Annotated in this window: 21 protein-coding genes; 14 read left to right on the forward strand and 7 right to left on the reverse strand. The window is 36.1% G+C overall.

Annotated elements, in window-relative coordinates:
* Positions 1 to 316: 316 nt before the first annotated feature.
* Positions 317 to 886 (forward strand): sigma-70 family RNA polymerase sigma factor, encoded by a 570-nt coding sequence (locus BC6307_RS06395; protein WP_066410639.1) that lies wholly within the window; start codon positions 317 to 319, stop codon positions 884 to 886.
* Positions 846 to 1,718: a hypothetical protein gene (locus BC6307_RS06400; RefSeq protein ID WP_066410638.1), complete on the forward strand. Its 873-nt coding sequence runs from the start codon at positions 846 to 848 to the stop codon at positions 1,716 to 1,718. Before BC6307_RS06395 ends, BC6307_RS06400 begins: the two co-directional genes overlap by 41 nt.
* Before the next feature lie 122 nt (positions 1,719 to 1,840).
* Here the strand turns inward: BC6307_RS06400 and BC6307_RS06405 are convergent, their stop codons facing one another.
* Complete coding sequence (locus tag BC6307_RS06405) at positions 1,841 to 2,776, reverse strand: acetamidase/formamidase family protein (RefSeq protein ID WP_066410636.1); 936 nt, start codon at positions 2,774 to 2,776, stop codon at positions 1,841 to 1,843.
* 262 nt (positions 2,777 to 3,038) lie between these two features.
* On the opposite strand from BC6307_RS06405, the gene BC6307_RS06410 reads away from it, so the two are divergent.
* The 4 genes from BC6307_RS06410 to BC6307_RS06425 all read left to right on the forward strand — a co-directional run bounded on the left by BC6307_RS06410 (position 3,039) and on the right by BC6307_RS06425 (position 8,086).
* Positions 3,039 to 3,320, forward strand: a complete 282-nt coding sequence (locus BC6307_RS06410; RefSeq protein WP_066410634.1) for a toxin-antitoxin system YwqK family antitoxin — start codon at positions 3,039 to 3,041, stop codon at positions 3,318 to 3,320.
* Positions 3,321 to 3,448: 128 nt separating this feature from the next.
* A complete protein-coding gene (locus tag BC6307_RS06415) occupies positions 3,449 to 4,036 on the forward strand; it encodes an acetate uptake transporter (protein WP_066410633.1) in 588 nt (195 codons plus the stop codon).
* Positions 4,037 to 4,234: 198 nt separating this feature from the next.
* Entirely contained in the window at positions 4,235 to 6,121 is a 1,887-nt protein-coding gene (gene shc / locus BC6307_RS06420; RefSeq protein WP_066410632.1) for a squalene--hopene cyclase, read from the forward strand.
* A gap of 288 nt (positions 6,122 to 6,409) precedes the next feature.
* Positions 6,410 to 8,086: a hypothetical protein gene (locus BC6307_RS06425; protein ID WP_066410629.1), complete on the forward strand. Its 1,677-nt coding sequence runs from the start codon at positions 6,410 to 6,412 to the stop codon at positions 8,084 to 8,086.
* A gap of 193 nt (positions 8,087 to 8,279) precedes the next feature.
* Here the strand turns inward: BC6307_RS06425 and BC6307_RS06430 are convergent, their stop codons facing one another.
* The gene (locus tag BC6307_RS06430) at positions 8,280 to 9,734 is read right to left on the reverse strand and encodes a transposase (protein ID WP_094366086.1); all 1,455 of its coding nucleotides are present in this window, start codon (positions 9,732 to 9,734) and stop codon (positions 8,280 to 8,282) included.
* 406 nt (positions 9,735 to 10,140) lie between these two features.
* Here BC6307_RS06430 and BC6307_RS06435 point away from each other — a divergent pair, with 406 nt between their 5' ends.
* From BC6307_RS06435 to BC6307_RS06450, 4 genes are all read left to right on the forward strand, one after another.
* Positions 10,141 to 10,548, forward strand: a complete 408-nt coding sequence (locus BC6307_RS06435) for a hypothetical protein (protein ID WP_066417055.1) — start codon at positions 10,141 to 10,143, stop codon at positions 10,546 to 10,548.
* Between the two features lie 182 nt (positions 10,549 to 10,730).
* The gene (locus tag BC6307_RS06440) at positions 10,731 to 11,300 is read left to right on the forward strand and encodes a hypothetical protein (RefSeq protein WP_066417056.1); all 570 of its coding nucleotides are present in this window, start codon (positions 10,731 to 10,733) and stop codon (positions 11,298 to 11,300) included.
* Between the two features lie 16 nt (positions 11,301 to 11,316).
* Positions 11,317 to 12,099 (forward strand): class I SAM-dependent methyltransferase, encoded by a 783-nt coding sequence (locus tag BC6307_RS06445; RefSeq protein WP_066417061.1) that lies wholly within the window; start codon positions 11,317 to 11,319, stop codon positions 12,097 to 12,099.
* Positions 12,100 to 12,246: 147 nt separating this feature from the next.
* Positions 12,247 to 12,636 carry a hypothetical protein gene (locus tag BC6307_RS06450; protein ID WP_066417063.1) on the forward strand — a complete coding sequence of 130 codons (390 nt, stop codon included), beginning with the start codon at positions 12,247 to 12,249 and terminating at the stop codon, positions 12,634 to 12,636.
* Positions 12,637 to 13,047: 411 nt separating this feature from the next.
* On the opposite strand, the gene BC6307_RS06455 is transcribed toward BC6307_RS06450, so the two are convergent.
* Positions 13,048 to 13,875, reverse strand: a complete 828-nt coding sequence (locus tag BC6307_RS06455; protein WP_066417066.1) for an alpha/beta fold hydrolase — start codon at positions 13,873 to 13,875, stop codon at positions 13,048 to 13,050.
* Positions 13,876 to 14,268: 393 nt separating this feature from the next.
* Here BC6307_RS06455 and BC6307_RS06460 point away from each other — a divergent pair, with 393 nt between their 5' ends.
* A complete protein-coding gene (locus BC6307_RS06460; protein WP_066417072.1) occupies positions 14,269 to 14,805 on the forward strand; it encodes a hypothetical protein in 537 nt (178 codons plus the stop codon).
* Between the two features lie 41 nt (positions 14,806 to 14,846).
* A complete protein-coding gene (locus BC6307_RS06465; protein WP_066417076.1) occupies positions 14,847 to 15,083 on the forward strand; it encodes a DUF3977 family protein in 237 nt (78 codons plus the stop codon).
* Between the two features lie 140 nt (positions 15,084 to 15,223).
* Here BC6307_RS06465 and BC6307_RS06470 read toward each other — a convergent pair whose 3' ends face one another.
* Positions 15,224 to 17,497 carry an ATP-dependent DNA helicase gene (locus BC6307_RS06470; RefSeq protein WP_066417079.1) on the reverse strand — a complete coding sequence of 758 codons (2,274 nt, stop codon included), beginning with the start codon at positions 17,495 to 17,497 and terminating at the stop codon, positions 15,224 to 15,226.
* Between the two features lie 214 nt (positions 17,498 to 17,711).
* Here BC6307_RS06470 and BC6307_RS06475 point away from each other — a divergent pair, with 214 nt between their 5' ends.
* Positions 17,712 to 18,623 carry a ketopantoate reductase family protein gene (locus BC6307_RS06475; RefSeq protein WP_066417082.1) on the forward strand — a complete coding sequence of 304 codons (912 nt, stop codon included), beginning with the start codon at positions 17,712 to 17,714 and terminating at the stop codon, positions 18,621 to 18,623.
* Between the two features lie 106 nt (positions 18,624 to 18,729).
* Here the strand turns inward: BC6307_RS06475 and BC6307_RS06480 are convergent, their stop codons facing one another.
* From BC6307_RS06480 to BC6307_RS06490, 3 genes are all read right to left on the reverse strand, one after another.
* The gene (locus BC6307_RS06480; protein ID WP_066417084.1) at positions 18,730 to 19,209 is read right to left on the reverse strand and encodes a hypothetical protein; all 480 of its coding nucleotides are present in this window, start codon (positions 19,207 to 19,209) and stop codon (positions 18,730 to 18,732) included.
* A complete protein-coding gene (locus BC6307_RS06485; protein WP_066417087.1) occupies positions 19,209 to 19,415 on the reverse strand; it encodes a helix-turn-helix transcriptional regulator in 207 nt (68 codons plus the stop codon). Before BC6307_RS06485 ends, BC6307_RS06480 begins: the two co-directional genes overlap by 1 nt.
* Positions 19,416 to 19,660: 245 nt before the next feature.
* Positions 19,661 to 20,899, reverse strand: a complete 1,239-nt coding sequence (locus BC6307_RS06490; RefSeq protein WP_066417089.1) for a helix-turn-helix domain-containing protein — start codon at positions 20,897 to 20,899, stop codon at positions 19,661 to 19,663.
* Positions 20,900 to 21,065: 166 nt separating this feature from the next.
* Between BC6307_RS06490 and BC6307_RS06495 the strand changes: the two genes are divergently transcribed.
* Positions 21,066 to 23,360 (forward strand): beta-glucosidase family protein, encoded by a 2,295-nt coding sequence (locus BC6307_RS06495; RefSeq protein WP_066417090.1) that lies wholly within the window; start codon positions 21,066 to 21,068, stop codon positions 23,358 to 23,360.
* Positions 23,361 to 23,422: the final 62 nt, after the last annotated feature.

Raw genomic sequence — 23,422 nt, forward strand, 5'->3', positions numbered from 1 at the left:
TTTAGAAAAATAGATTCTTTCGGTTAATATACCGTTAAAATTTTCGAACAATTTTGTAAACTTAAGAGGGTCAGAGCATCCTCTATTCCATACTCCCCTGAAAACAAAAAAACAACGCTTACGCTACGTAGCGAAAAAATTGTCATACGTTGCTAAAATTTAAGGATACACACTAACAATCATTATTAGTACATACTAGGGTTATAGAAGGAGATATGAGACAAGTAGAAACGAACTTTAGAATTTGATTCGGATTTTGTAACAATTTTCTTGGTCCCTCGTCTAAGGGATAGATTATTGGTTTGGAGTGGTTTGTTTGATTGAGAAAAAAGAACAGCAAATAGATGAACGGTATCTTAGAATGATTATGGAGGAACATGGTTCATCACTATTAAAACTTACATATTCTTATGTGAAAAACTGGAGTACTGCAGAGGATATCGTACAAGAAACTTTTATTAATTTTTCACAAAAATACAATCAATATAGAGGGGAATCAAGTTTGAAAACTTGGTTATTTCAAATTGCAGTCAATAAATCAAAAGATTTTCTAAAGAGTCCTAAAAACAAGTTAAGTCATCTAGGAATATCAATGGTTAATTTATATAGTAAGGAAAAAAATGCAGATGAAAAGTTAATAGAAATGGACGAATATCAAATTATTGCCAAATGTTTATTCAAGCTACCTATTAAATATAGAGAAGTTCTAACCCTTTTTTACTATGAAGATTTAACAATAGCTGAAATTTCAAGGATATTATCAATAAATGAATCAAATGTTAGGACACGGCTAAGTAGAGGAAGAGAAAAATTTAAAAAAATATATTTAAAGGAGGTAGAAGAAATTGAAGGAAAAGTTAGACAAACTAAAGACAGCATTGGATGAAACGGTATATAAAGATATCCAATTTAATAAAATAATGCAAGAAAAAACAATTAAGAAGATAAACAATAAACAACATAAAAAAACTATCTTACCTTACTTCGCGCTATCGGTAGCTCTTGCAATTCTATTCATTCTATCCCTTGGTTCAAATTTATTACCAAACAATAAAGAATTACTCGTTCTGGGAGACAAAAGTGAAAAAGAGGTTATAAATGCGAGTGAGAGTTTGAATTATTTATTTATAACTGAATTTGAGGAGTCAGACATTAATCTATTACTCGTTAATATTAATAAAATTACAAACAGTGTTAAATACATTTTCCTTCCAGATTCAATTTATGAGGGGAGCAAAATAAATGACATTACTAGTGAGGAAGTTTTTGAAGAAGTATTTGGTATAACTATCTATAAATCATTTAAGTTAGATCCTAGAACAATAGGTGAATTTGTGGAAAATAACAATGAATTAGAAATTATCAATGAATCTGATTTTATACATTCCAGTGACCAATTCAATAAAGGTGTAATAAAAATTTCTAGCGAGAATGAATTATTCGATTTTATCTCTATGATTAAAAAGGACCCTGAAGGGACAGAAGGTAGGAATAAAAGAATTATTTCAGTCTATAAAGAGCTTTTTAATAATGAAAACTTTCTATTAGAAGTATTACAACTAAAAACATTATCTGAGTTCGATAAAGTATTTTTGTTGGGTGAAAATTTTATGCCTCAAAATGATATTGTTTTTGAACCATATTATATTGAAGGGATGTACACTTCAAAAATAGGTGATTATGATTTAAAAATAATGAGAAAAGTATTTGGTAATTAATTTCTATAATTATAATATCTAATAACAAGAGGCGTAGCGGTAGATCTTGCTTAGATTCTAAAGGTAGTAGGGGAGAGTATAGGAACTGACTCCCCTTTCATGGCCTAAAGCTCACGAATTTGTTACCGTATAGCCCCATAAGGTAATACTGCATGAACTCCCTTTACACCATTGACTACTTGTGTTATTCGTAAGTCCACAGCAACACTTGCGAGGGCGGTAGCTTCTTCTTTAGAAATGCTGTATAAGTCTTTCATTAGCATAACCATCTCATCTAAAGCGACGGCAGCTGCCTCGTTTAAATCTTCGTTAAATCCAAACGTAACCCAACCTGAAGGTGTTTTTGCTCGCGGCATATTTAAATCCATATTCTCATGAACGATAAGCGTAATGTCGACTAAATCCATTGGGCATTCAATCGCGGTTCCAGAACTTTCTCCGTCTCCTTGTAGAGCATGTCCATCGCCAATCGAGAAAAGCGCACCATCAACGGAAATAGGTAGAAAGAGGCTACTACCTTTTCCTAACTCTTTACAGTCAATATTTCCACCGAAATAACCAGGAGGAGCAGTATGATGTACACCAGGTTCAGCGGGAGCAACTCCCATTAAGCCCATAAAAGGGGAAAGGCCGACATGAATATCTCGCTCACCAATTTTACAGCTTCCAGACATTGTTGCGGCATTTAACTTCCAATCTAGTTGTACTCTGTTACTGCCTACTATGCCTAATTTCTCATTTTGCCAGCTTTGGACGCCGCCAGCCCAATTTCGGCCATACCATCCTGGTACAAGTTCATTAGTGCGAACTTCTAATACCATTCCCGGCTTAGCTCCATCGATGGCAATTGGACCAAAGATAGGATGTCCTAGTTTTTCCTCTTTTTCTCTAGACTGAAAAATAGTCCTCTCTTTTCCTTCTGTTTCAGAATAGCCCCATTGAATATCAAGCGTCTTTAGTTGAATAGAATCGCCGGACTGAACGGTTAAAATAGGTTCATAATCCCTACTAAACGATCCGTGAATATTTTTAGAATCTAGTTCTATTTTATGTATCAAGTGTCTCCTCCTCCTTTGTTGTGTTTTTAATTATAACTATTTTCAGAAAAAAGGGAAGATGGAAAAGAGGAAGGGTGGGTGGAATCTTCAAGAATAGACCGCTACGAGAAAAAGTATGACTCCAAAATACTGAATTCGACAAAACAGAGAACTTAAATTAGGAATGGATATGATGGGGGAATATAGCGGTGAGATTATACATAGTTATCATTTTTATTAAATTATGGTATTTATATTAAGAATGATTATATGGAGGTAAGTAATGGGAAACGAAAATTGTGACATGATACAACGAAACGGTGTCAAAGAAAAGAAGTTAGAAGTAGTTGATGGGTACACGATAAAATACCATGCAAATGGAAAAACAATGTGGTCAAAAGGAAAAATGTTGGGTGATCAACCAGATGGCTATTGGGAATGGTATCGTGCAGTTGGAACGATAAAGCGTACAGGATACTTTGAAAATGGTGAGCCTGTAGGTGAATGGATTACCTACGATAGCAATGGTGAAATTTACAAAACAACTAATCGTGATAAAAAATAAAAAATGGGTCGAGGAGCAGGTCCCTTGACCCATCTTTTGATGAAAATTCCATTGACATGATAGTATTACCGTGCCTATAATACAAGCTTAGTGTGTAAACACAAGTATATGAATATGGAGTGTATGTATTGGAAAAGGAAAAGAATATTATCATCAAAGAAGTAACAGCAAACCCTGCTCCGCTTGGTTTAATGGGATTTGGTATGACAACCGTTTTGCTAAACATTCATAATGCAGGCTTTTTTGCATTGGATGCCATGATCCTAGGAATGGGAATATTTTTCGGTGGATTAGCACAAGTGATTGCCGGCATCATGGAATTTAAGAAAAATAATACATTCGGGACAACAGCCTTTACGTCCTATGGTTTTTTCTGGTTATCATTAGTTGCATTAAACATGATTCCGCTAATGGGCTATGGGGAAGCAGCTAGTTCCACATCAATGGCTGCGTATCTATTTATGTGGGGACTTTTCACGTTATTCATGTTTATCGGAACTTTACGTATAAATGTAGCCTTGCAAGTTGTTTTTGGAACACTTACCATCCTATTTTTCTTATTAGCAATTGGAAACTTCACAGGCTCTAGCTTAATTTTGACGATTGCTGGATATGAAGGGATTATTTGTGGTTTTACAGCGATCTATGCAGCTATGGCACAAGTGTTAAATGAAGTATACGGAAAAACCGTTTTACCAATTGGTGAAAAAAATTAATAGCTTAATAGTTATTTACTAAACGCTCTGGAACTTTATCTAGGGCGTTTTTTATATAAATACTAATACTTTTGAGTAAACGCGAGAAATGTCTTAATTAGCATAATTTCAACTCAACTCAAAAATCTTTCCCATTATGTATTGTATTAGCTCTCCTTGAATAAATATGTTTTAACAAATATGTGTGGAGTGATTCGTATGATTCTTGATGTCGAGAATGAAATGAAACGAATAATCAACATAGTTAAAAACGATCAATCAGCGAATGGGTCATGGGTTTATCCATTTGAAACTGGTATAAAGACGGATGCATGGATGATTATTTTATTACGGTCATTGGAAATAAATGATGAGGCGTTGATTCAGTCATTAGTCAGGCGGATTGTTAGTAAGCAAGAAGAAAATGGAGCATGGAAGCTTTTTGATGATGAGAAGAATGGAAACTTGACAGCAACTGTGGACGCCTATTATGCACTACTGTATTCAGGATATCACCAAAAGAATGACAAAGAAATGTTGGCTGCTAAACGCCAAATTTTAGCTTTAGGTGGAATAGAAAACGTCCATCTGTTTACGAAAATTATGTTAGCTTTAACAGGTCAGTATAAATGGCCTCGTTACTTCCCGCTACCTCCCGAAATAATCCTTTTCCCACTTTCTTTTCCAATTAATTATTTTGACATATCCGTTTTCGGACGAGCTAATCTTACCCCAATTTTGATTGTAGGTAATAAAAGATTTAGCTTAAAGACGACGCGAAGTCCTAATCTTCAAGATTTGTTTCAATCTAGGGAAAATGAACATCAGGATGATAACTTCTGGAATGAATCCGCCGAGTGGCGATCATTATCTACTTACATGCAGCAAGCTATTAAAAGTATGTTAAATTTCCCGGCAAACATTCGTGCTACAGCAATAAAACAAGCCGAAAAGTATATGATAGATAGATTAGAACCTGATGGCACATTTAGTAATTACTTTAGTTCGACCTTTTTAATGATTTTCGCATTACTTTCCCTTGATTATTCTAAAAGTCATCCTGTCATTCAAAAAGCGCTGACCGGATTAAAATCTATGACTACTCTCATTAATGGGCAAGTGCATATGCAATATACTACAGCAACTGTTTGGAATACGAATTTACTAAGCTACGCTTTACAGGAGGCTGGAGTTTCATTTGAGGATACTACCATTCAGAAAGCAAATCACTACCTTTTAAGCCGTCAGCATTACCGATATGGTGACTGGGCTATTCACAATCCGAATAGCCTACCAGGTGGTTGGGGCTTTTCCGATTTAAATACGATGCATCCCGATATTGATGATACGACTGCTTCCCTACGAGCCATTCACCGAGCCGTTAAGCACAACACGTCTTATCGTCATGCATGGGATAGAGGGATTAACTGGTTACTAACGATGCAAAATAACGACGGTGGCTGGCCAGCTTTCGAAAAGAATGTAAATAAGAAGTTGCTAACTTACTTACCTATTGAAGGTGGAGAGTATATTTTCCTCGATCCTTCTACTGCCGATTTAACTGGGAGGACATTGGAGTTTTTCGGGAACTTTACGAATTTAACGAGTAATCATTCTTCTATAAAAAATGGTGTGAAGTGGTTAAAACAAAACCAAGAAAAGGACGGCTCTTGGTACGGTCGGTGGGGGATTTGTTATATTTATGGGACATGGGCAGCGGTAACTGGCATGATTTCAGTCGGAGTATCTCCTAACGATCCTTCTATAATTCAGGCATTGAATTGGTTAAAAAGCATTCAAAATTCTGATGGTGGGTGGGGAGAGTCGTGTAACAGTGATATTTATAGAACATATATCCCACTAAACGCAAGTACAATCACACAAACTGCTTGGGCAGTAGATACATTAATCTCGGCATCTGAGAAAACAACATCCGAAATCGATGCAGGGATCCAGTTCTTACTCACTGCATCTAAAAAGGAAGACTGGACGAAACATTATCCAAAAGGGCAAGGACTGGCTGGCGAATTCTACATGCATTACCATAGTTACGATTATATCTTTTCATTGCTAGCACTGAGCCATTACCACAAGAAATATAAGTGAAGGTGGACAGAGGGACATCATTCCTTGTCCACACATTTTTTTCCAAATTCATGCAATTGTCCCATTACTTCCTTAATAGACCTTGCCCTCCGTATAAGATTGCTATATTTCATCAATATTTATTTCGAAGGCTCGTAATAATAAGTATAATATTTATGAATTAAATAGGAGTGTAGGGTTTCGGTTTCTAAAAAAATTTGGAGGACTTTCCTATTCTACCGTTCAGCATTTGAAACTTTTCTCTAGTACATCCGTATTAGATATATAGGTTTATTAAGGAGTGGTATTATGGGCAATATTTATTTATTTTCACTTATCGCGGGATTAGCCTCTGCGCTTGTGCTGATTCCGTTTACTAGTAACAAAACGAAGGAAAAAAAGGGGAAAAGGTCTAATCCGGGAGCGCTAGTAGTTGGAATAATTCTTATTATTTTTGCAATCTTTTCTTTCTATTATTTAACTAACCTTGATCGAAACTTCACTTCGTTATGGATATTAGCCATTCCAGTTACCCTTTTGGGGACATATTTCGCTTCTGGAAAGGAACGAATGGTTAAAGCGGTATTATTTTTAGGAAGTTTAGTTTTTGGGATTATTATTTTGTCAGCATTCCTCTTTAATGCGGATGAAAAATATGAAGTTGCGAAAATGGCGGAGAAGACAGAAATTGAAACGTTTGACGAAAAAGAGACGCCAGCAAGTGTTCCGCCTAAATTTGCTCGAAATAAGATGAAAAAGGCATTTGGACAAGTTCCAGACACGAGTTATTACGAACTCGGAAACTTGCAAATTCAAAAAGTTAACGGAGAGTATGTGTATATCGCACCTGTAGAATTTTCAGGGTTTTTCAAATGGGTGAATGGGAATACAACGCCAGGCTATTTTACGATTAGTGCTACTGACTCAAGCGACAATCCGAAATTTATGAAGGCGGAGATGGAGTATACACCATCGTCTTATTTTCATAAAAATCTTAAACGCCAAATAAGAATGCAATATCCGAATCATATTTTCTATGGAGATGTTCAATTAGAAATTGATGATGACGGCAAACCGTATTATATTCGATCTTACGGTCAATATATATCAGCAAGAAATGGTTTTGATGTAAAGGGGATTGTAATGGTAGACCCTCAAACAGGGGAAACAGAGGACTTTCTGTTAAAAGACATTCCAGCATTTATTGATGGGGCAGTGTCTCCAGAAGTTGTTAGCTTACAAAATAGCTATTATGGTAACTATATTCACGGTTTTTGGAATAGTCTATTCGGCAAAAGAGATGTAAGGCTGCCTTCTGATGAAGGAACAGAGGCAAATGTGAGTCCTATTTTTGATGAAAATGGAGATATGTATTATTTTACAGATTTCACAAGTCCGAAAGAGGGCGTAGATTCTATGCTAGGCTATTCTCTTACGAATTCAAGAACAGGGGAAGCAACTTTTTATACTGGTAATCTAGAAGCATCTTATATGGATTCTCAAGGTGCTTTGCAAATCATTGAAAAGAAATTTATTGAAAAGAAGTGGAACGGAGAAATGCCTGTCCTTTATAACTTCTACGGAGAAGCAAGCTGGTTAACGCCAGTACTCGATTCAAACGGCTTCCTCCAAAATTATTTCATTGTTTCCGCTGCGAACCCAGAAATTTCGGTGTACGCCAATACACCGAATGAAGCATTGAAGCTCTACAAAACGGCCTTGCAAAGAGGCGGGGGAACTGTTGATGGCAGCTCCAAAGCAGAGGAAAAGCAAGTAAGAGGAACCGTCATCCGAGTCTACAAGGAAAAGGTAGGCGATTTTACGACAATCACCTTCTTATTGGATAACAAGAAGAACTACGTCGTTTCATCTGAAAATAGCCCACTTGCAATCTACTTGGAAGAAGGCGATAAAGTGCAGGTCAACTATTTAGACACAGGTGAAATATTTATGCCGGTAAAAGAGATGGTAATTGAGGGGCTCTGATACTCCCACACCTAAAGGAGTGGGGTTCTAATTTACTTATATACTTCTCCAATGCTCTCACCGGAAGAATAATAAGTCTTCTAGTTACAACACAAAGGAACTCATATATGTTCAATTAGACTTTTACAACCAAAGAAACCTCTGTTTCTATTAGCGGTCGTGTCGGCTCATATCTAAACCGTTATTAAGTTTTTTATATACCTGTGCTAATGGGGGTTTTTCCTTTCTTTTTCAATCTTATTATTTCTAAGTCGTGCATTTTTCTAAATTTATGGAAGTGTTGTTCACATAGATCTCTATCTATTTCATCCAAGCTTTCCTTGCAGTTCATTAAAAGAAATGCTGAATATAAATCTCTTTGTATTTTACAGAAACCAAAGTTATTCCATCTTTCGTGCAATTTTTTCTTTTCATATGTATTAGTGAAATGATTGTATTGACTTGCTTTTATTAGTGTTGTGTTTACTTTATTTAATCTTATGCTTTTGTATTTAAGTTTGCGTTCTATAATGCTTAACAACATCGCAGGTGCTCGATTACTGATCGTTCTCCCGAACCTTTTCTTTTTATTGAATTTACCTTTCTCATTCACCGTTGTTTCTTTCGCTCTTCTTTGTAGTCCCTTAAAACTCATAGTTTCGACAAATATTACGTCACCCAAAGCAATGATGGAGTTAGCTAGCATCTCGTGATCCTGTTTTCTTTTGGCTCTATTCAGCCTCTGCAACTCTTTTAATTGACTCTTTTTTCTCATATATCGTTTTGAAAACAGCCATTTGTCTTTATTGCTAGTATCAAACGTACCGTCTTCTTTATATTTTAATGGATTGCTTGCTCTTCTACTTCTGTCCATGCTTCTTTGGATAATCCTTATCTGTTTATCTAGCTCGACAACACTAGGCGCAAGCTCCGTCAGCATAACTTTTGTTTCAGAACAGACTGCCACAGTAGAAGTCCCTATATCAATACCTACCCTTTTTTGAGTAGAACTATTATTTTTCATCCCTTTGGAGTTGTATTTTTTCGGAGGGGTGCCTTCGAGTACTAATTGAGCGTAGTATACATATTTATTCTTAATCCATTCTCTTTTAATTCTAACAAATTTAACTTTGTCTTCTAGTGCAAGATGGGCATAGACGTCTTTCTTTTTAACGATTGTTCTAAGAACTAGACCGTTCCAAAATATATTGTCATCCTTGTATCTGATACCTGTTGAATTAGACTTCCCTTCGACGGAATACATTTCACCGTACTTTTTGAAATGCACTTTTTTCCCTTGTATGTACATTATTTTTTCAAAAGCTTTGAAAGCTCTTGTGGCAATTTTTTGGCTGGTAAATGAATCTATATTCTTTTTAAATGCATGTTGCATCGGTTTCACAAACTCATGAATCGAATACTCGACTAATCCAAACTCCTTATTCAACTCTGAAAATAGCTTATTTCGCTTTTTGCCATTCTCCATCTTACAAACAACTCTATACTTTTTTGATTGTTTTAAAGCAGTATATCTTTTAAGCAGTTCTCTTAAGCACGCATTATACATACCCCTACATAACTCGAATCGCTTAGATAATTTATGTTCTTGATGCATTTCAGTTTTTATTCTTAACGTTAGAACATAGCTTGGAGTTTTAGATTTAGCCAACGCACTCCCCTCCTATAGGTATATTTTACTATACAAGAACGTGTATTCGCAACAAAAACCGAACAAAATATCTATCAGAAGACATACACATCACCTTTCATCCCACACCTAAAGGAGTGGGCTTTCCCGTTCAGAAGTTCTGTAAATGTAAACGCGGTAAACAAAACATTATTACACACCATAGGAAACCACTTGAAATGTACATGCTAATACAAAGACTGATAGTGTTACGAGCACTATCAGTCTTTTTTCTGTTTTGATTTCCAGTTACGTAAAAATGTGTGGATGCGGTATGTCCCTCTGTCCACCTATGGTCCACACGTTCATTCTGTTCACTAAAAGGACACAAATGAATTTATTAAACAAGGTATAATAAAAACTGTTTACTTAAATCGAAATGGAGAGTATGGAGAAAAACTACTCCATTTTAGACGGTAAAATAATGTTGTTATTTTTATTGCCATTTCCAAGTTTTAATAATGAAGGAGAAACCAAAATGAAAAAAGGGATTATTTTAACTAGTATATTGTTATTAGTGGCTATTATCTTCATCTGTGCAATTCCGTTCACGGTTACACCGCCAGAAGACACGAGGGTTATTTTAGAACATAATCATGAAACATATATTGCCCCGAGTTGCTTCCAACAGGCGGAAATTACTAATTATATTGAAGATAGTAATTTAAAAAAGGCAAAAGAGCTAGGATATGTAGAGGAATCTTCCTGTACTGAAACTGCTTTGGAGCCAGTTAAAAAACCTATTGTATGGAATGTATTAGTCAAATTAAATTTGATTGAATCTCCATGGAATTAACATGAGAAAGGGACAAGTGGATGCTTGTCCCATTTTTTGTGTCTCCGCTCCTGCTAACTTCCGCCAACCTAAACACCCATTACTCACTATTTATAAATTGAATATTCGGAAGATATGTTGAAAATATAATTCGGTGATTTTATACTAGCTAAGAAATCATTATTCAATGAGGAAGATGATGGATGAAATCAAAAGGAAATGTAAAAAAAGTAAGTAAACCAAATTTTTGGGGAGAAAGAGAAGACAAAGTTCCATTAGATTTGAAAGAAATGGTATACGACCAATATTATAGTCGAAACACGTTATATGTATATTGTGACAGTTCTTGCAGTAAAGTTAGTAGAGAAATGGCTGTTGCCTGTACGTATTTAAGGAATGGTTTAATAATTGTGAAAAATCAACTGGTGTATTCTCCAAAAGATGTTATTGGAAAAAATATATTTGGAGAACTAAAAGCAGTTATTTTTGGGCTGACGCATTTTAATAAGTATTTAGAGATTTTTCATGACAGCGTTACAATATACTCTGATGTAAATGATATTGAGAGACTATTATCAAATGAATTTAGCTTTAAAAAGACTCATTCTTTAAGAAAGTTGCACTCTGAACTAATAACTCTTTATGATCGAAAAAAAAGAGAAAACCCAAAAATAAGTTTAGAGATAAAGTATTTACCGATACATTATAAAAAGCATAACCCCTTTATGAAATCAGCCCATAATGCAAGTAAAGAATTGTTGAGAAGAAGTTGAGGAGGTTGGAGAATCAATGGATGAACAACAAATCAAACAAAAGGTGAAAGGTGTGTTCGGGAAAAATGCGCAACAATATGTAGCGAGTGAATCACATGCAAAGGGAAGCGATCTGCCGTTATTAGTCGAATGGCTTAATCCTAATTCCGACTGGGTAATGCTTGACATTGCAACTGGTGGAGGGCATGTTGCGAAGGCGCTTTCACCATATATAGGGACTGTTTTTTCCACTGATTTAACGGAGAAAATGCTTGCTAATACTGCAAAACATCTCAATAAAGAGTTCAAGAATATTTGGTATGTTATTGCTGATGCAGAAAAGCTACCGTTTCTTGAAGGTACTTTTGATTTAGTGACATGTCGAATTGCTCCTCATCACTTTCCAAATCCAGGTCTTTTTATAAATGAAGTAAGTAGAGTATTAAAGCCGGGTGGAAAATTCGTATTAATAGATAATGTTGCACCTGAGGAAGATGCACTTGATGAATTCATGAACATGGTAGAAAAATTAAGGGATGAGAGTCATGTAAGGGCACTAAAAGTAAGTGAGTGGAAACAGTTAATGACGGAAGCGGGCTTACAAGAAACGAAATCTATCAATCGCAAAAAAACGTTTCAATTCCCTTCTTGGGTGGCACGAACCACAAGTAGCCAAGAACAAATGGATCGGGTGGAGCAATATATCTTAAATGCTAGTAAAGAAATACAGGGTTATTTTTCAGTTAAAATCAATAAAGAAAACCGGGTGGAGTCTCACGAAATAGATGAATGGATGGTTTTGGCGGAAAAAAGCAGATAAGACTTATAAAAAGGCTAGCTCTCAATCAGAAGCTAGCCCAACTTTATGATTGCTGGAACCGTTGTCCCCCTATTTTCTTGTTCGTTCACTCTCTTTTCACAAATAATATTCTATATTATAATATACGTGAGAAGGGGGTGAAGAAAGTTGGAAGAACGTTTCGATAAAATGGAAAATATGTTGTCTCAACTGATCCAAATGGTAGGAAGCATGAAAGCAGAGCAGACTGAAATGAAAGCAGAACAGGCTGAAATGAAAGCAGAATTAACTGGGATGAAAGCAGAATTAACTGGGATGAAAGCAGAACAGACTGGAATGAAAGCAAATCAGGAAGAAATGAAGAAAGATATAGCCAAAATAAAAGCAGATCAAGAAGAGCTTAAAGATACTGTAAATATATTTAAACATGAAAACGAAGCTGCACATCAGAAAATGGAAGAAACGTTAAAGACGTTAGTGAGTGATCAAGATTTTATTTGGAAGAAAGCTGTGCAAAACGAACGTGACATTGCTAGGTATGTAAAGCAGCAAAACTAGGACAAGGTCTCGATCGGTAGTATCAAACTACAGTAAAACTACTTCAAAATATATTCCCCGACCTTTGTTCTATCATTTATATTGTGTTGAACAGAAAGAAACTTATTCCTACACGCGCTTAATTTCAACATCTATGTTTTCTATGAAAAGAGGATGTGAACGGGGGACAGAGACTCGTTCACTCATATTCTGGGAATATAGCATACTAGTTGTAATTGGAAACCTTTCACACATAACGGATAGATGTGTGACATTCATATACATACAAAAATCCCCTCGTCCACCTAGTAATAATATGAAATGTTTGCTAGTCTTATTGTTTCCATCATTATAGACAAAAAATAATCCACCCTTGAGCCATAAAAGCTAATTAAAAGTGAATTACGATTTGATTAATCGCTCCCTTGTCGTTTACTTTTTACCTCCTAAAAACTGTTCAACGAAAGCAATAAATTCCTTACTGTACTCCCAAAACATAAAATGCCCACCTAAAACTTTGACCGTAGCTTTTGGAGTGAGAGTGGTTAAGTAATTAGTGGCTGTTTTTGCCCAATGCTCCGCAATAACATAAAGAGTAGGGACAGATTCACTGCTTTCCTTAGCTTGCTTACGATAGTCAGAGAAAAGTCCCGAAGCGAATAAGTTTTGGGCAATATAGTACGGAGTGTTCAATGATTCATCAATAATCCAAGCAAATTCATCCTCGGTTAACTCGCGTTGGACCATAACATTACTTGCATACGAAGCAATAAATTCACGCTGACCTTTCGAATTTCTGAGAAAGTTTGTATAGGCTGCGGCTAAATCATCGAGAGGACCTTCTACCCAATCTTTGTCTTGCTTTATCGATAAAGATTTCGGTGGCATGTCAATAAAAACGAGCGAATGGATATTATCAGTCCCAAATTGGCGAATGTATTCCCATACGGTTAAACAACCGAAAGACCAACCAACAAGTATAGGATTTTCTACCTTTAGTGCCTTCAATACCTTTTGTAAATCTTCTCCGTGTGTAACGTAGTCGTTTCCATGAACTGTTATTGTAGAACGCCCATGGCTTCTCGGATCAATAACGATTGCCCGATGAGTTTTCGAAAAATGACGTACTTGCTCCGCGAAGACGTTAGAACTAAATGTAAACCCTGGAATAAATACAATAGGTTGTCCATCTCCTTCTTCCTGAACATACAATTCAATTCCTGAGTCGACTTCATCATACATTCCGTTACTAAGTTTCATTGAATTTTCCTCCTTATATGAGAACGTTCAATTACTCTAAAGATGTTTCTAAATTATATTCCGAAATGATAGTTTTCATGTTTACAAAAAAGTAAAGTAAGAAAATCGAAAAAAAATAAAGAGTAGTAGAAAAGGTTAGAAAAAATCATTTCACCTGAGACAAGTAAGCTTAATCCAGATATTGTGGGACAAAGGCTATAACCATTGCTGAAACTGGCAATTTTAGACGTTTCTTCCAACACAAGTATAGTAATTATAGAAGAAACAATAATTGGAAAAGACGTCTGGTTTTAAAGAGCGCTGAATGGACCAATTGACATGGAATGTAATGGATATTAAACTTTAGTGAAAAGTATGGAGAAGACAATACAGAAGAATAGAAAGAGGATTCATATGGTAGAAAATACGGAATTAAATAAGTTATATGACAGAAAGAAAATTGCGCAATATTGGCTATTAGGGGTTGTACTTATTACATATTGCAGCCTACAAATAAATAGATATTCTATTTTGATTAATATTGATTATTCTCTTCATGAAGTAATATCAGCCTTGGCAAATCTCATGTGGTTAATCCCCATTTTTTCCATCGTATATATTATTTTAACTGTTAAATATTTATTTAAAAGAAGGTTGAAACAGCGGCCAGCGATTGATCGATTGATCAACGACCTAATCATATTTATAGCAGTCTGTGGAATGAGTGGAATGATTGTTTATTATTTAGGTGAAGTATCAACATCAGGAGTTATAAAAATTGAGGAAAAAATAGTAGAAAATGATCAATATTATGTTGTCATAAATGAGAAAAAGATTAAGGTTACTAGTAACGAATTTCATTTAATTGATGAAAGTCAGGAATATTTGGGAAGTTATGTTTGGAATCAATTCACTCCCGATAAAGGGAAATTAACTAGAATAGGATATTAATAGATATGGGATGAAATTGGGTTGGGTGGAGTGAATGTCAATTGAAATACATAGAGTTTGGTGTCGGAAATAGATGGCTAGTAAGGACCGAAACGGAACGAGAAGATGGTTCAGAACATGAAGAGAGAGGGATTGTTCGACCTATTATTTTACAATCTATTTATCTCAAAATTTGGATTGGGAAGACGGTTTTCATTATCGATTCTACGGAAGGTTTTAAACGACAAAGAAAAAGGAAAGCTTCTTTGAAAGTGATTGTAGGTTTAGTAAGTAAATAAGGTAAAACCTAAATTAATACGTGTTTATTTGTTATAGCTGTATTTGATAAATCGACCGTAACCGGGGGATGTTCCATAACTCCAAATTACTTTCATACTAAATAATTTATATCTAAAAGTGTAAAAGTGCGACAGACACCTCACGTCCGTCGCACTGTATAATGCTGCCACTCCAAAGGGAGTAATGATTGATATTTTCGCTGCAAAAACCGATCATCTATTAAAAGGATAGTTCCAGTATCAGAATCGGAACGAATGAGCCTTCCACCGGCTTGAAGTACTTTGTTCATACCAGGGTATACGTAGGCGTAGTCAAATCCATTTTTCCCGATGAACTGGAAATAATCTTTAATAATGTCCCGTTCTACACCGATTTGTGGCAGGCCAACGCCCACGATGATCACGCCTTGAAGCCGTTCTCCTACTAAATCTACTCCTTCAGAAAAAATCCCACCTAAAACAGCAAAGCCTACTAATCGTTCTACATTATCCGCTTGGAACGATTCGAGGAACCTTTCTCGTTCACTTTCGGACATACCTACATCTTGTATAATAGTAGGAACATCAGGAGCTGTTACTATAAACTGTTCATAAACTGCCCTCATATACGCATATGAAGGGAAGAAAACTAAAAAATTGCCGGCCCTATTAGATAATATCTCTAACATAAACTGTATCATCGGACCCATCGTTCGCTCTCGATCGTGGTACTTTGTAGATAGTGGCTGTATAATTATTTCTGCATTTTCCCGTGGAAATGGGGAAGGGATGCTCATAACGTAATCTTCCGACCTTCCACCTAATAAGTTTTGGTAATAGTCTGTTGGTGATAAGGTAGCAGAAAAGAAAATAGTGGAACGGAAGCTTTTTCTCGTTTTTTGTAGAAGTTCGGATGGATCTAAACAAAACAGCTTCATCGTCACTTCACTTTTATTTACTTCTACATACGTAACAAACCGTTCATCATAAAGCTTCGAAATTTTCACAAACGATTGAGCAGCGAAATAGGTTTCTAACAGTATTTCATTCCCGTCACTTTGTTGAATTAACACCATTTCCGCTTCCTCGATAAACGTTTCTAACAGCTGAACAACTTCTTCATCTAATTCTTTTATTTGAAATGTTTCCTTCTTTTTTACCGACAATAAATAATCGTTTACTAATTTCGCTGCTTTCGAGAGTGTGTCATTCATCTTAGTGTAATCTCTTTTTATTTGAAGAAAACTAGCTTTGTTTATACTAGAGGAAAACATCTCGCGGCCTCTATCCACTAAATTATGAGCTTCATCAATAAGTAAAACCGTTTTTTTCTTCTGTTCATCCCACAGTCTTTTTAAGGAAACTTTCGGATCGAATATATAATTATAATCACAAATGACCACATCGGCAGAATAGGCTACATCCAGTGAATATTCAAAGGGACAAACGGAATGTTTTCGAGCGTATGCTTCTATTATTGTTCGTGTAATTAACTTTTCATTGGTTAAAATATCTAAAACTGCCTCATTTATTCTATCATAATACCCCTCTGAAAAAGGGCAATGCTCCTTCGAACAGTTCATTTCTTCTTGAAAGCATATTTTATCCTTTGCTGTTAATGTTACGACATTTATATGTAAACCTAAATCTATTAAGCGCTGGAACGCTTCTTCTGCAGCCGTTCTAGTAATAGTTCTCGCTGTTAAGTAGAAAATGCGCTCAACATGTTCTTCGCCAATTGCCTTTATAGACGGGAATATAGTTGATATTGTTTTTCCTATCCCGGTAGATGCTCTTGCAAATAAGTTTTTCTGATCAACGATAGATTTATAAACAGCCCCAGCTAGCTGCCGCTGCCCTGCTCGGTATTCTTGAAAGGGGAAAACTAATTGTTTACTCGTTTCATTTCGCTTTGTTAGATGAATTTTTCGTGCTTTCGCATATTTTCCATAAGTAATGATGACTTCTTCGACATAAGCGGTGAGCTCTTTGAACGACATGCTACGTTGAAACTGCTTCTTTACTTCTGTATGAACTTGAAAATACGTTAATTGTATCGTAATGGAGTCTAGCTCATTGTCTTTTGCATAAATAAATCCATAAAATATTGCTTGTGCCCAATGAACAGGGTGAGAAGTTTCCGTCATGTAATCAAGAGAATGGGCGGTTGACTTTATTTCATCAATAACGACAGAACCGTCTTCTTGAACGAGTAACCCGTCACACCGCCCGTCTACTTGAATGACAATATCTTCATAAAGAAATTCGGTTTGCACATACACTTCTTTTTGGTCATTTTCACCGTATGTTTTCTGTATTTTTTGATGGGCTTTCGTACCCTCTGTCATAGTAGTTGCAGTACGGAAACCAGTCTCGATGCTGCCAGATCGGAATACATACTCTACTAAACTTCTTACTGAAATATTAATTTTCATACATTTCACCCGTCCAAATCGTTTCTATTCCTTCTAGTTTAGCAGTTAATAGTAGGAAAGGGAATCTGGTTTAAAATGCATGGAATGGGAAAAAGGGGACGAACGGAAAGGAAAATCGTATACATATAAACTGGCAATTTAATTGGGTGGTCTTGGAACATTCACATTTATCAATGATATAATATTCTTAAAAAGAGCTAAAGGGGAGTTTCATATGCGTATTTTAGTTTTAGGGGCTGGAGGGATCGGCGGTTATTTCGGAGGTCGTTTAGTAGAAAAAGGAGAAGTCGTCACTTTTCTTGTTCGTTCAAAACGAAAACAACTGCTAGAGGAAAAAGGTTTAGTTATTCATAGTGTAAACGGTGACTTTACTTTTGCGCCAAAATTAATAACAAAGACTGATCAAACCGCGCCATTTGATATCGTATTATTTTCAACAAAAGCCTATCACTTAGAAGAAGCAATCAACGATGTGAAACCGTTTGTTGGCGAGAATACAGTGATTATTCCTTTATTAAACGGTGTAGCCCACCTATCTCCATTACAAGAAGCATTTGGTGAAAACGTGATAGGAGGCTTAAGCTTTATAGAAACGACATTAAATGAAGCAGGCGAAGTTGTACATACGAGTAAGTTTGACCGTCTTGTATTTGGCGAACTTGAACATATAGAAACAGATCGAATCCAACAAATTGCGGATACATTTAGTGGTACAAAAGCAAAATTTGTTATGAGTAACCAAATTAAAAAAGACATGTGGCATAAATATTTAATGATTACTACTATGTCAGGTGTGACGACACTTATGCGTGCACCAATGGGACCAATTCGAGATAGTGAAGGTGGCAAAGGCTTTATAAGAAGTTTATTACTAGAAGTAACAGAGATTATGAGAGCATGTAAAGCACCAATTGATGATAATATTGTCGAAGAGCAAATGAAATCAATAGACGGACTTTCTTATCAATTTAAAACTTCGATGCAGCGCGATATGGAAAAAGGTTTATTCATTGAAGGAGACCATTTACAAGGGCATTTAATGAAACTAGCAAAACAATACGACATCGAAGCACCGATTCTAAAAACGGTCTATCAAAATTTAAAAGTGTACGAAGAGATGATGTAGATTCTTATCTATGAAAAAAGGCTGCCTATGATGGTAGCCTTTAAACTTTTTTAGTAAAGAGAGAGGGGATTCATGAATCTTTTGAATCCCTTCGTTTCAGTTTTTATTATTCAACGGTTCTTTCAGGAGTTAAGGCACTAATTAACCCAATGACAGTGGGGGGAATGCTAGCAATTAGAAACCACCAGTTCCCAGTTGTAATAGATAAAACGGTAAAACTAATTAGGGATACGGCCACAATTGCGATTCCAAATTTGACTCTAGAAGGTTTTAACGGATTTTCCATACTCATATTTATGGATAAAATCATGCCTGTTATTCCCCAACTTGCCAAATGAACGGTTAACATTATCCCAAGAACCATCGCGACGTTCAATTCAATTCCAAATAACAATAGCGAAAAGAAAATGTAGACGCTAACAAGAGTGAAGTACCATGAGATTGAGCGCGCTTTTTGCCAAATATGTTCGTATAGTTCATCTAACCCACGATTTTTGTTCGCTAGACGTCTACCAAACCACCATCCCAAAATTCCAATTGTTGCACCACCGTATAATCCAATTAACCCTGCAATTTGTACCCCCATTACCCTTCTCCTCCTTCATCAAAGATAAATACCTCTTCAATTGTGCAATCAAATGCCTTTGAAATGTTATATGCTAGTTCAATGGATGGATTATATTTTCCTAATTCAATAGCAATGATTGATTGTCTAGAGACACCAACCCTCTTGGACAAATCTTCTTGCGTCATCTTTTTTGTTTTGCGCAATTCCTTTATCCGATTTTTCATTGTTTACTAACCTCCGACATTTTTTGTAAAGTTAACTTTACATTGAAGTATAAGTAAAGGATACTTTACATTCCGTGAGATGTCAAGGGAGGTTTACATTTTTATTAAAAATTACTAAGGTGATGAAGAGATGCTGTAGAATATTCTATCTTAAAGGCTGCATTTGCAAGCTTTTTATTTATAAAGAAAAGTAAGTAAGACAAATCTTCAAAATGACAAAAGGGACAGTATTCCTGCCCCTTTGCTCACGTCAGCCCCTTACTAAATTTAAACTTTTTAGGTGTAGTTCCAGTGTACTTTTTAAATACTTTCGTAAAATGACTTTGATCGTGAAAATTAAGCCAAGTGTAGATTTCCGATATTTCATATTCAGAATGTGTTAGAAGCTTTTTCGCCTCTTCCACTTTTAATTTAATAATATATTCAGTAATAGTCATACCTACCTCTTTTTTAAACAAGGCTGATAAATAGTTTTGGTGCATATTCACAACTTTCGCCAGCTGTCCTAACGTAATTTCTTCATAAAGGTGTTTAAAAATATAAGACTGACATTCGATAATAGGCGTACTGTACTTATGATGCTTTGCCTTGTTTACGCGATCTGTAAAGTCACATAGGGCTTCTCTTAAATATGTTTGCAACTCTAACGCATCCTTCATTTCTTCTAACCCTTGTATATATAAATCACTCATCGTGTAAGCCAACTCAGGGTGAAGACCTCCGTCAATGGCGTAACGCGTCGCTAATGTAATGGCGGATATAGCTAAGTTCTTTTCGCTCCTCAGATGGCTCTTCTTTGAAAGTATACCTGGTTTCCCTTCTGTATCAGGAACAACCAATCTTTTAATGAGCTCTTCTTTTCGCCCCTCTTTCACACATTGCATCAGTTTTTGTTCCCATTCATAGGAGGCATGAAAGGAGATTTCTTGTCTGTTTTTTGACACGTGTAAATCAGGGTTTTCTCCAATGATAATATTATTTGCCAAACTAGAATCCTTTTGAATAACGTCAGTAACGGAAAGTCGCTTCGAATAAAGGAGATTAGTAGCTAGAAGACCCGCATGGAGTAGAGTGAGCTTGTTAATCACTGGTAAAGAATCGTAGTATTCCTTTATGATATCTGCTGTTACTCTAACCTGAAAATCATTCAGCAACCCATTAATGGTTTCAAATGCAATAGGAGAGTAAACAGAAGGACCTAAAATCCAAGCACCTTCAAATTCATCATTATTACCAACTTTAATAGAGATAAAATTCTCGAGAAAGTTTGTGGTTCTTAAAACCGGGATATGCCATGGGTCACTGTAAATATCTAATTGTCGATATATTTCATCGTTTGATGGATATAACGGATTACCAGTAAAAATTGCCGGAAATCCTGTAATCATCTCAAAGTCCTTATTCATATAAAAAACAGGTATATGCACTGTTTCATGTATAAGCTTACTAAAGTATTCGATATCCCGTCTCGTTCCACTTTCCATATGTACCTCCAATTTTCACATTTGCATTTTAATAATTCTCTCATTGAAAACGCTTTAATAAAATTATATTTTTACCAAAAAAATTATTTATTTACAAAAATAATACTCTGAAAACGGTTAAAATTCAAATCAAGAAAGAGAAAAAAGTACTTAATAGGAGGTTCTTATGAATCGTAAAGAGACTATCCAACAACTTATCCAAGAATTAACGTTAGAAGAAAAAGCAGGGTTATGCTCTGGCTTAGACTTTTGGAATACAAAACCAGTGGAACGATTAGGAATACCTTCCGTAATGGTTACGGATGGACCACATGGATTACGAAAACAAAAACAAGGTGCTGATCATCTTGGACTTTTTGATAGTGTTCCAGCAACATGTTTTCCTTCTGCAGCGGGATTAGCAGGATCTTGGGATAGAGACCTTATTAACAAAGTAGGAGTAGCCTTAGGGGAAGAGTGCCAAGCAGAAGATGTGGCGGTACTTCTTGGACCAGGTGCTAACATTAAACGTTCTCCATTATGTGGACGTAACTTCGAATATTTTTCCGAGGATCCTTATCTTTCATCTGAGCTTGCAGCAAGTCACATTAATGGGGTACAAAGTCAAGGTGTCGGTACCTCCTTAAAGCACTTTGCCGCAAACAATCAAGAGCACCGTAGAATGTCAACTGATGCAGTAGTCGATGAGCGAACGCTTCGAGAAATTTACTTTGCTAGCTTTGAAGGTGCTGTGAAAAAAGCACAACCGTGGACGGTAATGTGTTCTTATAACCAAGTAAATGGAGAATTCGCCTCTGAAAATAAAACATTATTAACTGATATTTTGAAAAAACAGTGGGGACATGAAGGCTTTGTCGTGTCTGATTGGGGAGCTGTAAATGAAAGGGCCCACGCTTTAGAAGCAGGCTTGGAGCTAGAAATGCCTTCTAGTAATGGGGAAGGAGACAAAAAAATCGTCGAAGCGGTGAAAAACGGCAGTTTATCAGAAGAGGTTCTTAACGACGCAGTAGAAAGACTGCTAACGATTATTTTTAGATCGGTAGACGAGAAAAAGGAAAATGCAACATATGACAAAGAAGCTCATCACGCTCTAGCTAGACAAGTGGCTAGTGAAAGCATGGTACTTCTCAAAAACGAAGAGGAAATCCTTCCACTGAAAAAAGAAGGGAAGATTGCAGTACTTGGTGCATTTGCAAAACAGTCTAGATACCAAGGTGGAGGAAGCTCTCACGTCGTTCCTACTAAACTAGATAATGTGTTTGAGGAAATGGAGATATTAGCTGGAAAAGCGGATGTGTTTTATGCGGAAGGGTATAAGTTAGACTCAGACGACATTAATGAGCAGCTAATTTTAGAGGCGAAAGATCTTGCTATTCAGTCTGATGTAGCGGTAGTATTTGCTGGACTTCCAGATCGTTACGAATCAGAAGGTTATGACCGTACACATTTACACATTCCTGCGAATCATCAACGACTTATTGAAGCAGTTTCTGAAGTACAACCGAATGTCATTGTCGTTTTAAGTAATGGTGCGCCAATTGAGATGCCTTGGTTAGGGAATGTAAAAGGGTTGCTTGAAGGATATCTAGGAGGACAAGCATTTGGTGGGGCTGTAGCAGATGTTCTATTCGGAGAAGTAAATCCATCTGGTAAATTAGCGGAAACATTCCCGCAAAAACTTAGTCATAATCCATCTCACCTTAACTTCCCAGGAGAAGGTGACAAAGTAGAGTACAAAGAAGGAATTTTTGTTGGCTATCGCTATTACGATACGAAGGAAATTGAACCGTTATTCCCATTCGGTTACGGCTTAAGCTATACTACTTTTGATTATACGGCTATTTCAGTCGATAAAAAGGAATTAACAGACGAAGAAACAGTAGATGTTTATGTAACGGTGAAAAATAGTGGCACTGTTGCCGGTAAAGAAGTCGTTCAGCTATATGTACGCGATGTAGAAACAAGCGTTATTCGACCATCAAAAGAATTAAAAGGATTCGAAAAAGTTTCGCTGAAAGCAGGTGAAGAAACGACTATTACGTTTACCCTTGATAAACGCGCCTTTGCTTACTATAACGTTCAATTAAAGGATTGGCATGTGGAAACGGGTGTATTTGAGATTTTAGTAGGGAAATCCTCTACGGATATTGTGTTATCAGAAGAAGTGAATGTAGGATCTACTGTTTCCTTACCAGTTAGTTTCTCTAGAACATCAACGATAGGGGATATTATGGTTCATCCTCATGCTGGGCCAGTATTACAGGAAGCACTTGCTGAAATCAACAAAAATAGTCCTATGATGGAAGCAGTGGAAGCGGATCAATCAGAGATGATGGCGGCAATGATGAAATATATGCCACTTCGAACGCTCGTATCTTTCAATGAATCTTTCACAGAAGAAATGCTCACTAATTTACTAAAAAAATTAAACGATGCCGTTTCTCAAGTTGTAGCTCACTAATAGTTATGAATGCTCCAGACCAATGAACCTATTGGTTTGGGGCTCCATTAAAGAAAAAAAGG

Origin of the sequence: Sutcliffiella cohnii (assembly GCF_002250055.1) — a bacterium.
GTDB classification, from domain to species: Bacteria; Bacillota; Bacilli; order Bacillales; family Bacillaceae_I; genus Sutcliffiella; species Sutcliffiella cohnii.

Coding starts and splice junctions, on each gene's coding strand:
- BC6307_RS06410 (WP_066410634.1), top strand. CDS start 3,039: ATGGGAAACGAAAATTGTGACATGATACAACGAAACGGTGTCAAAGAA.
- shc (WP_066410632.1), top strand. CDS start 4,235: ATGATTCTTGATGTCGAGAATGAAATGAAACGAATAATCAACATAGTT.
- BC6307_RS06425 (WP_066410629.1), top strand. CDS start 6,410: ATGGGCAATATTTATTTATTTTCACTTATCGCGGGATTAGCCTCTGCG.
- BC6307_RS06435 (WP_066417055.1), top strand. CDS start 10,141: ATGGAGAAAAACTACTCCATTTTAGACGGTAAAATAATGTTGTTATTT.
- BC6307_RS06440 (WP_066417056.1), top strand. CDS start 10,731: ATGAAATCAAAAGGAAATGTAAAAAAAGTAAGTAAACCAAATTTTTGG.
- BC6307_RS06445 (WP_066417061.1), top strand. CDS start 11,317: ATGGATGAACAACAAATCAAACAAAAGGTGAAAGGTGTGTTCGGGAAA.
- BC6307_RS06455 (WP_066417066.1), bottom strand. CDS start 13,875: ATGAAACTTAGTAACGGAATGTATGATGAAGTCGACTCAGGAATTGAA.
- BC6307_RS06460 (WP_066417072.1), top strand. CDS start 14,269: ATGGTAGAAAATACGGAATTAAATAAGTTATATGACAGAAAGAAAATT.
- BC6307_RS06470 (WP_066417079.1), bottom strand. CDS start 17,497: ATGAAAATTAATATTTCAGTAAGAAGTTTAGTAGAGTATGTATTCCGA.
- BC6307_RS06475 (WP_066417082.1), top strand. CDS start 17,712: ATGCGTATTTTAGTTTTAGGGGCTGGAGGGATCGGCGGTTATTTCGGA.
- BC6307_RS06480 (WP_066417084.1), bottom strand. CDS start 19,209: ATGGGGGTACAAATTGCAGGGTTAATTGGATTATACGGTGGTGCAACA.
- BC6307_RS06485 (WP_066417087.1), bottom strand. CDS start 19,415: ATGAAAAATCGGATAAAGGAATTGCGCAAAACAAAAAAGATGACGCAA.
- BC6307_RS06490 (WP_066417089.1), bottom strand. CDS start 20,899: ATGGAAAGTGGAACGAGACGGGATATCGAATACTTTAGTAAGCTTATA.
- BC6307_RS06495 (WP_066417090.1), top strand. CDS start 21,066: ATGAATCGTAAAGAGACTATCCAACAACTTATCCAAGAATTAACGTTA.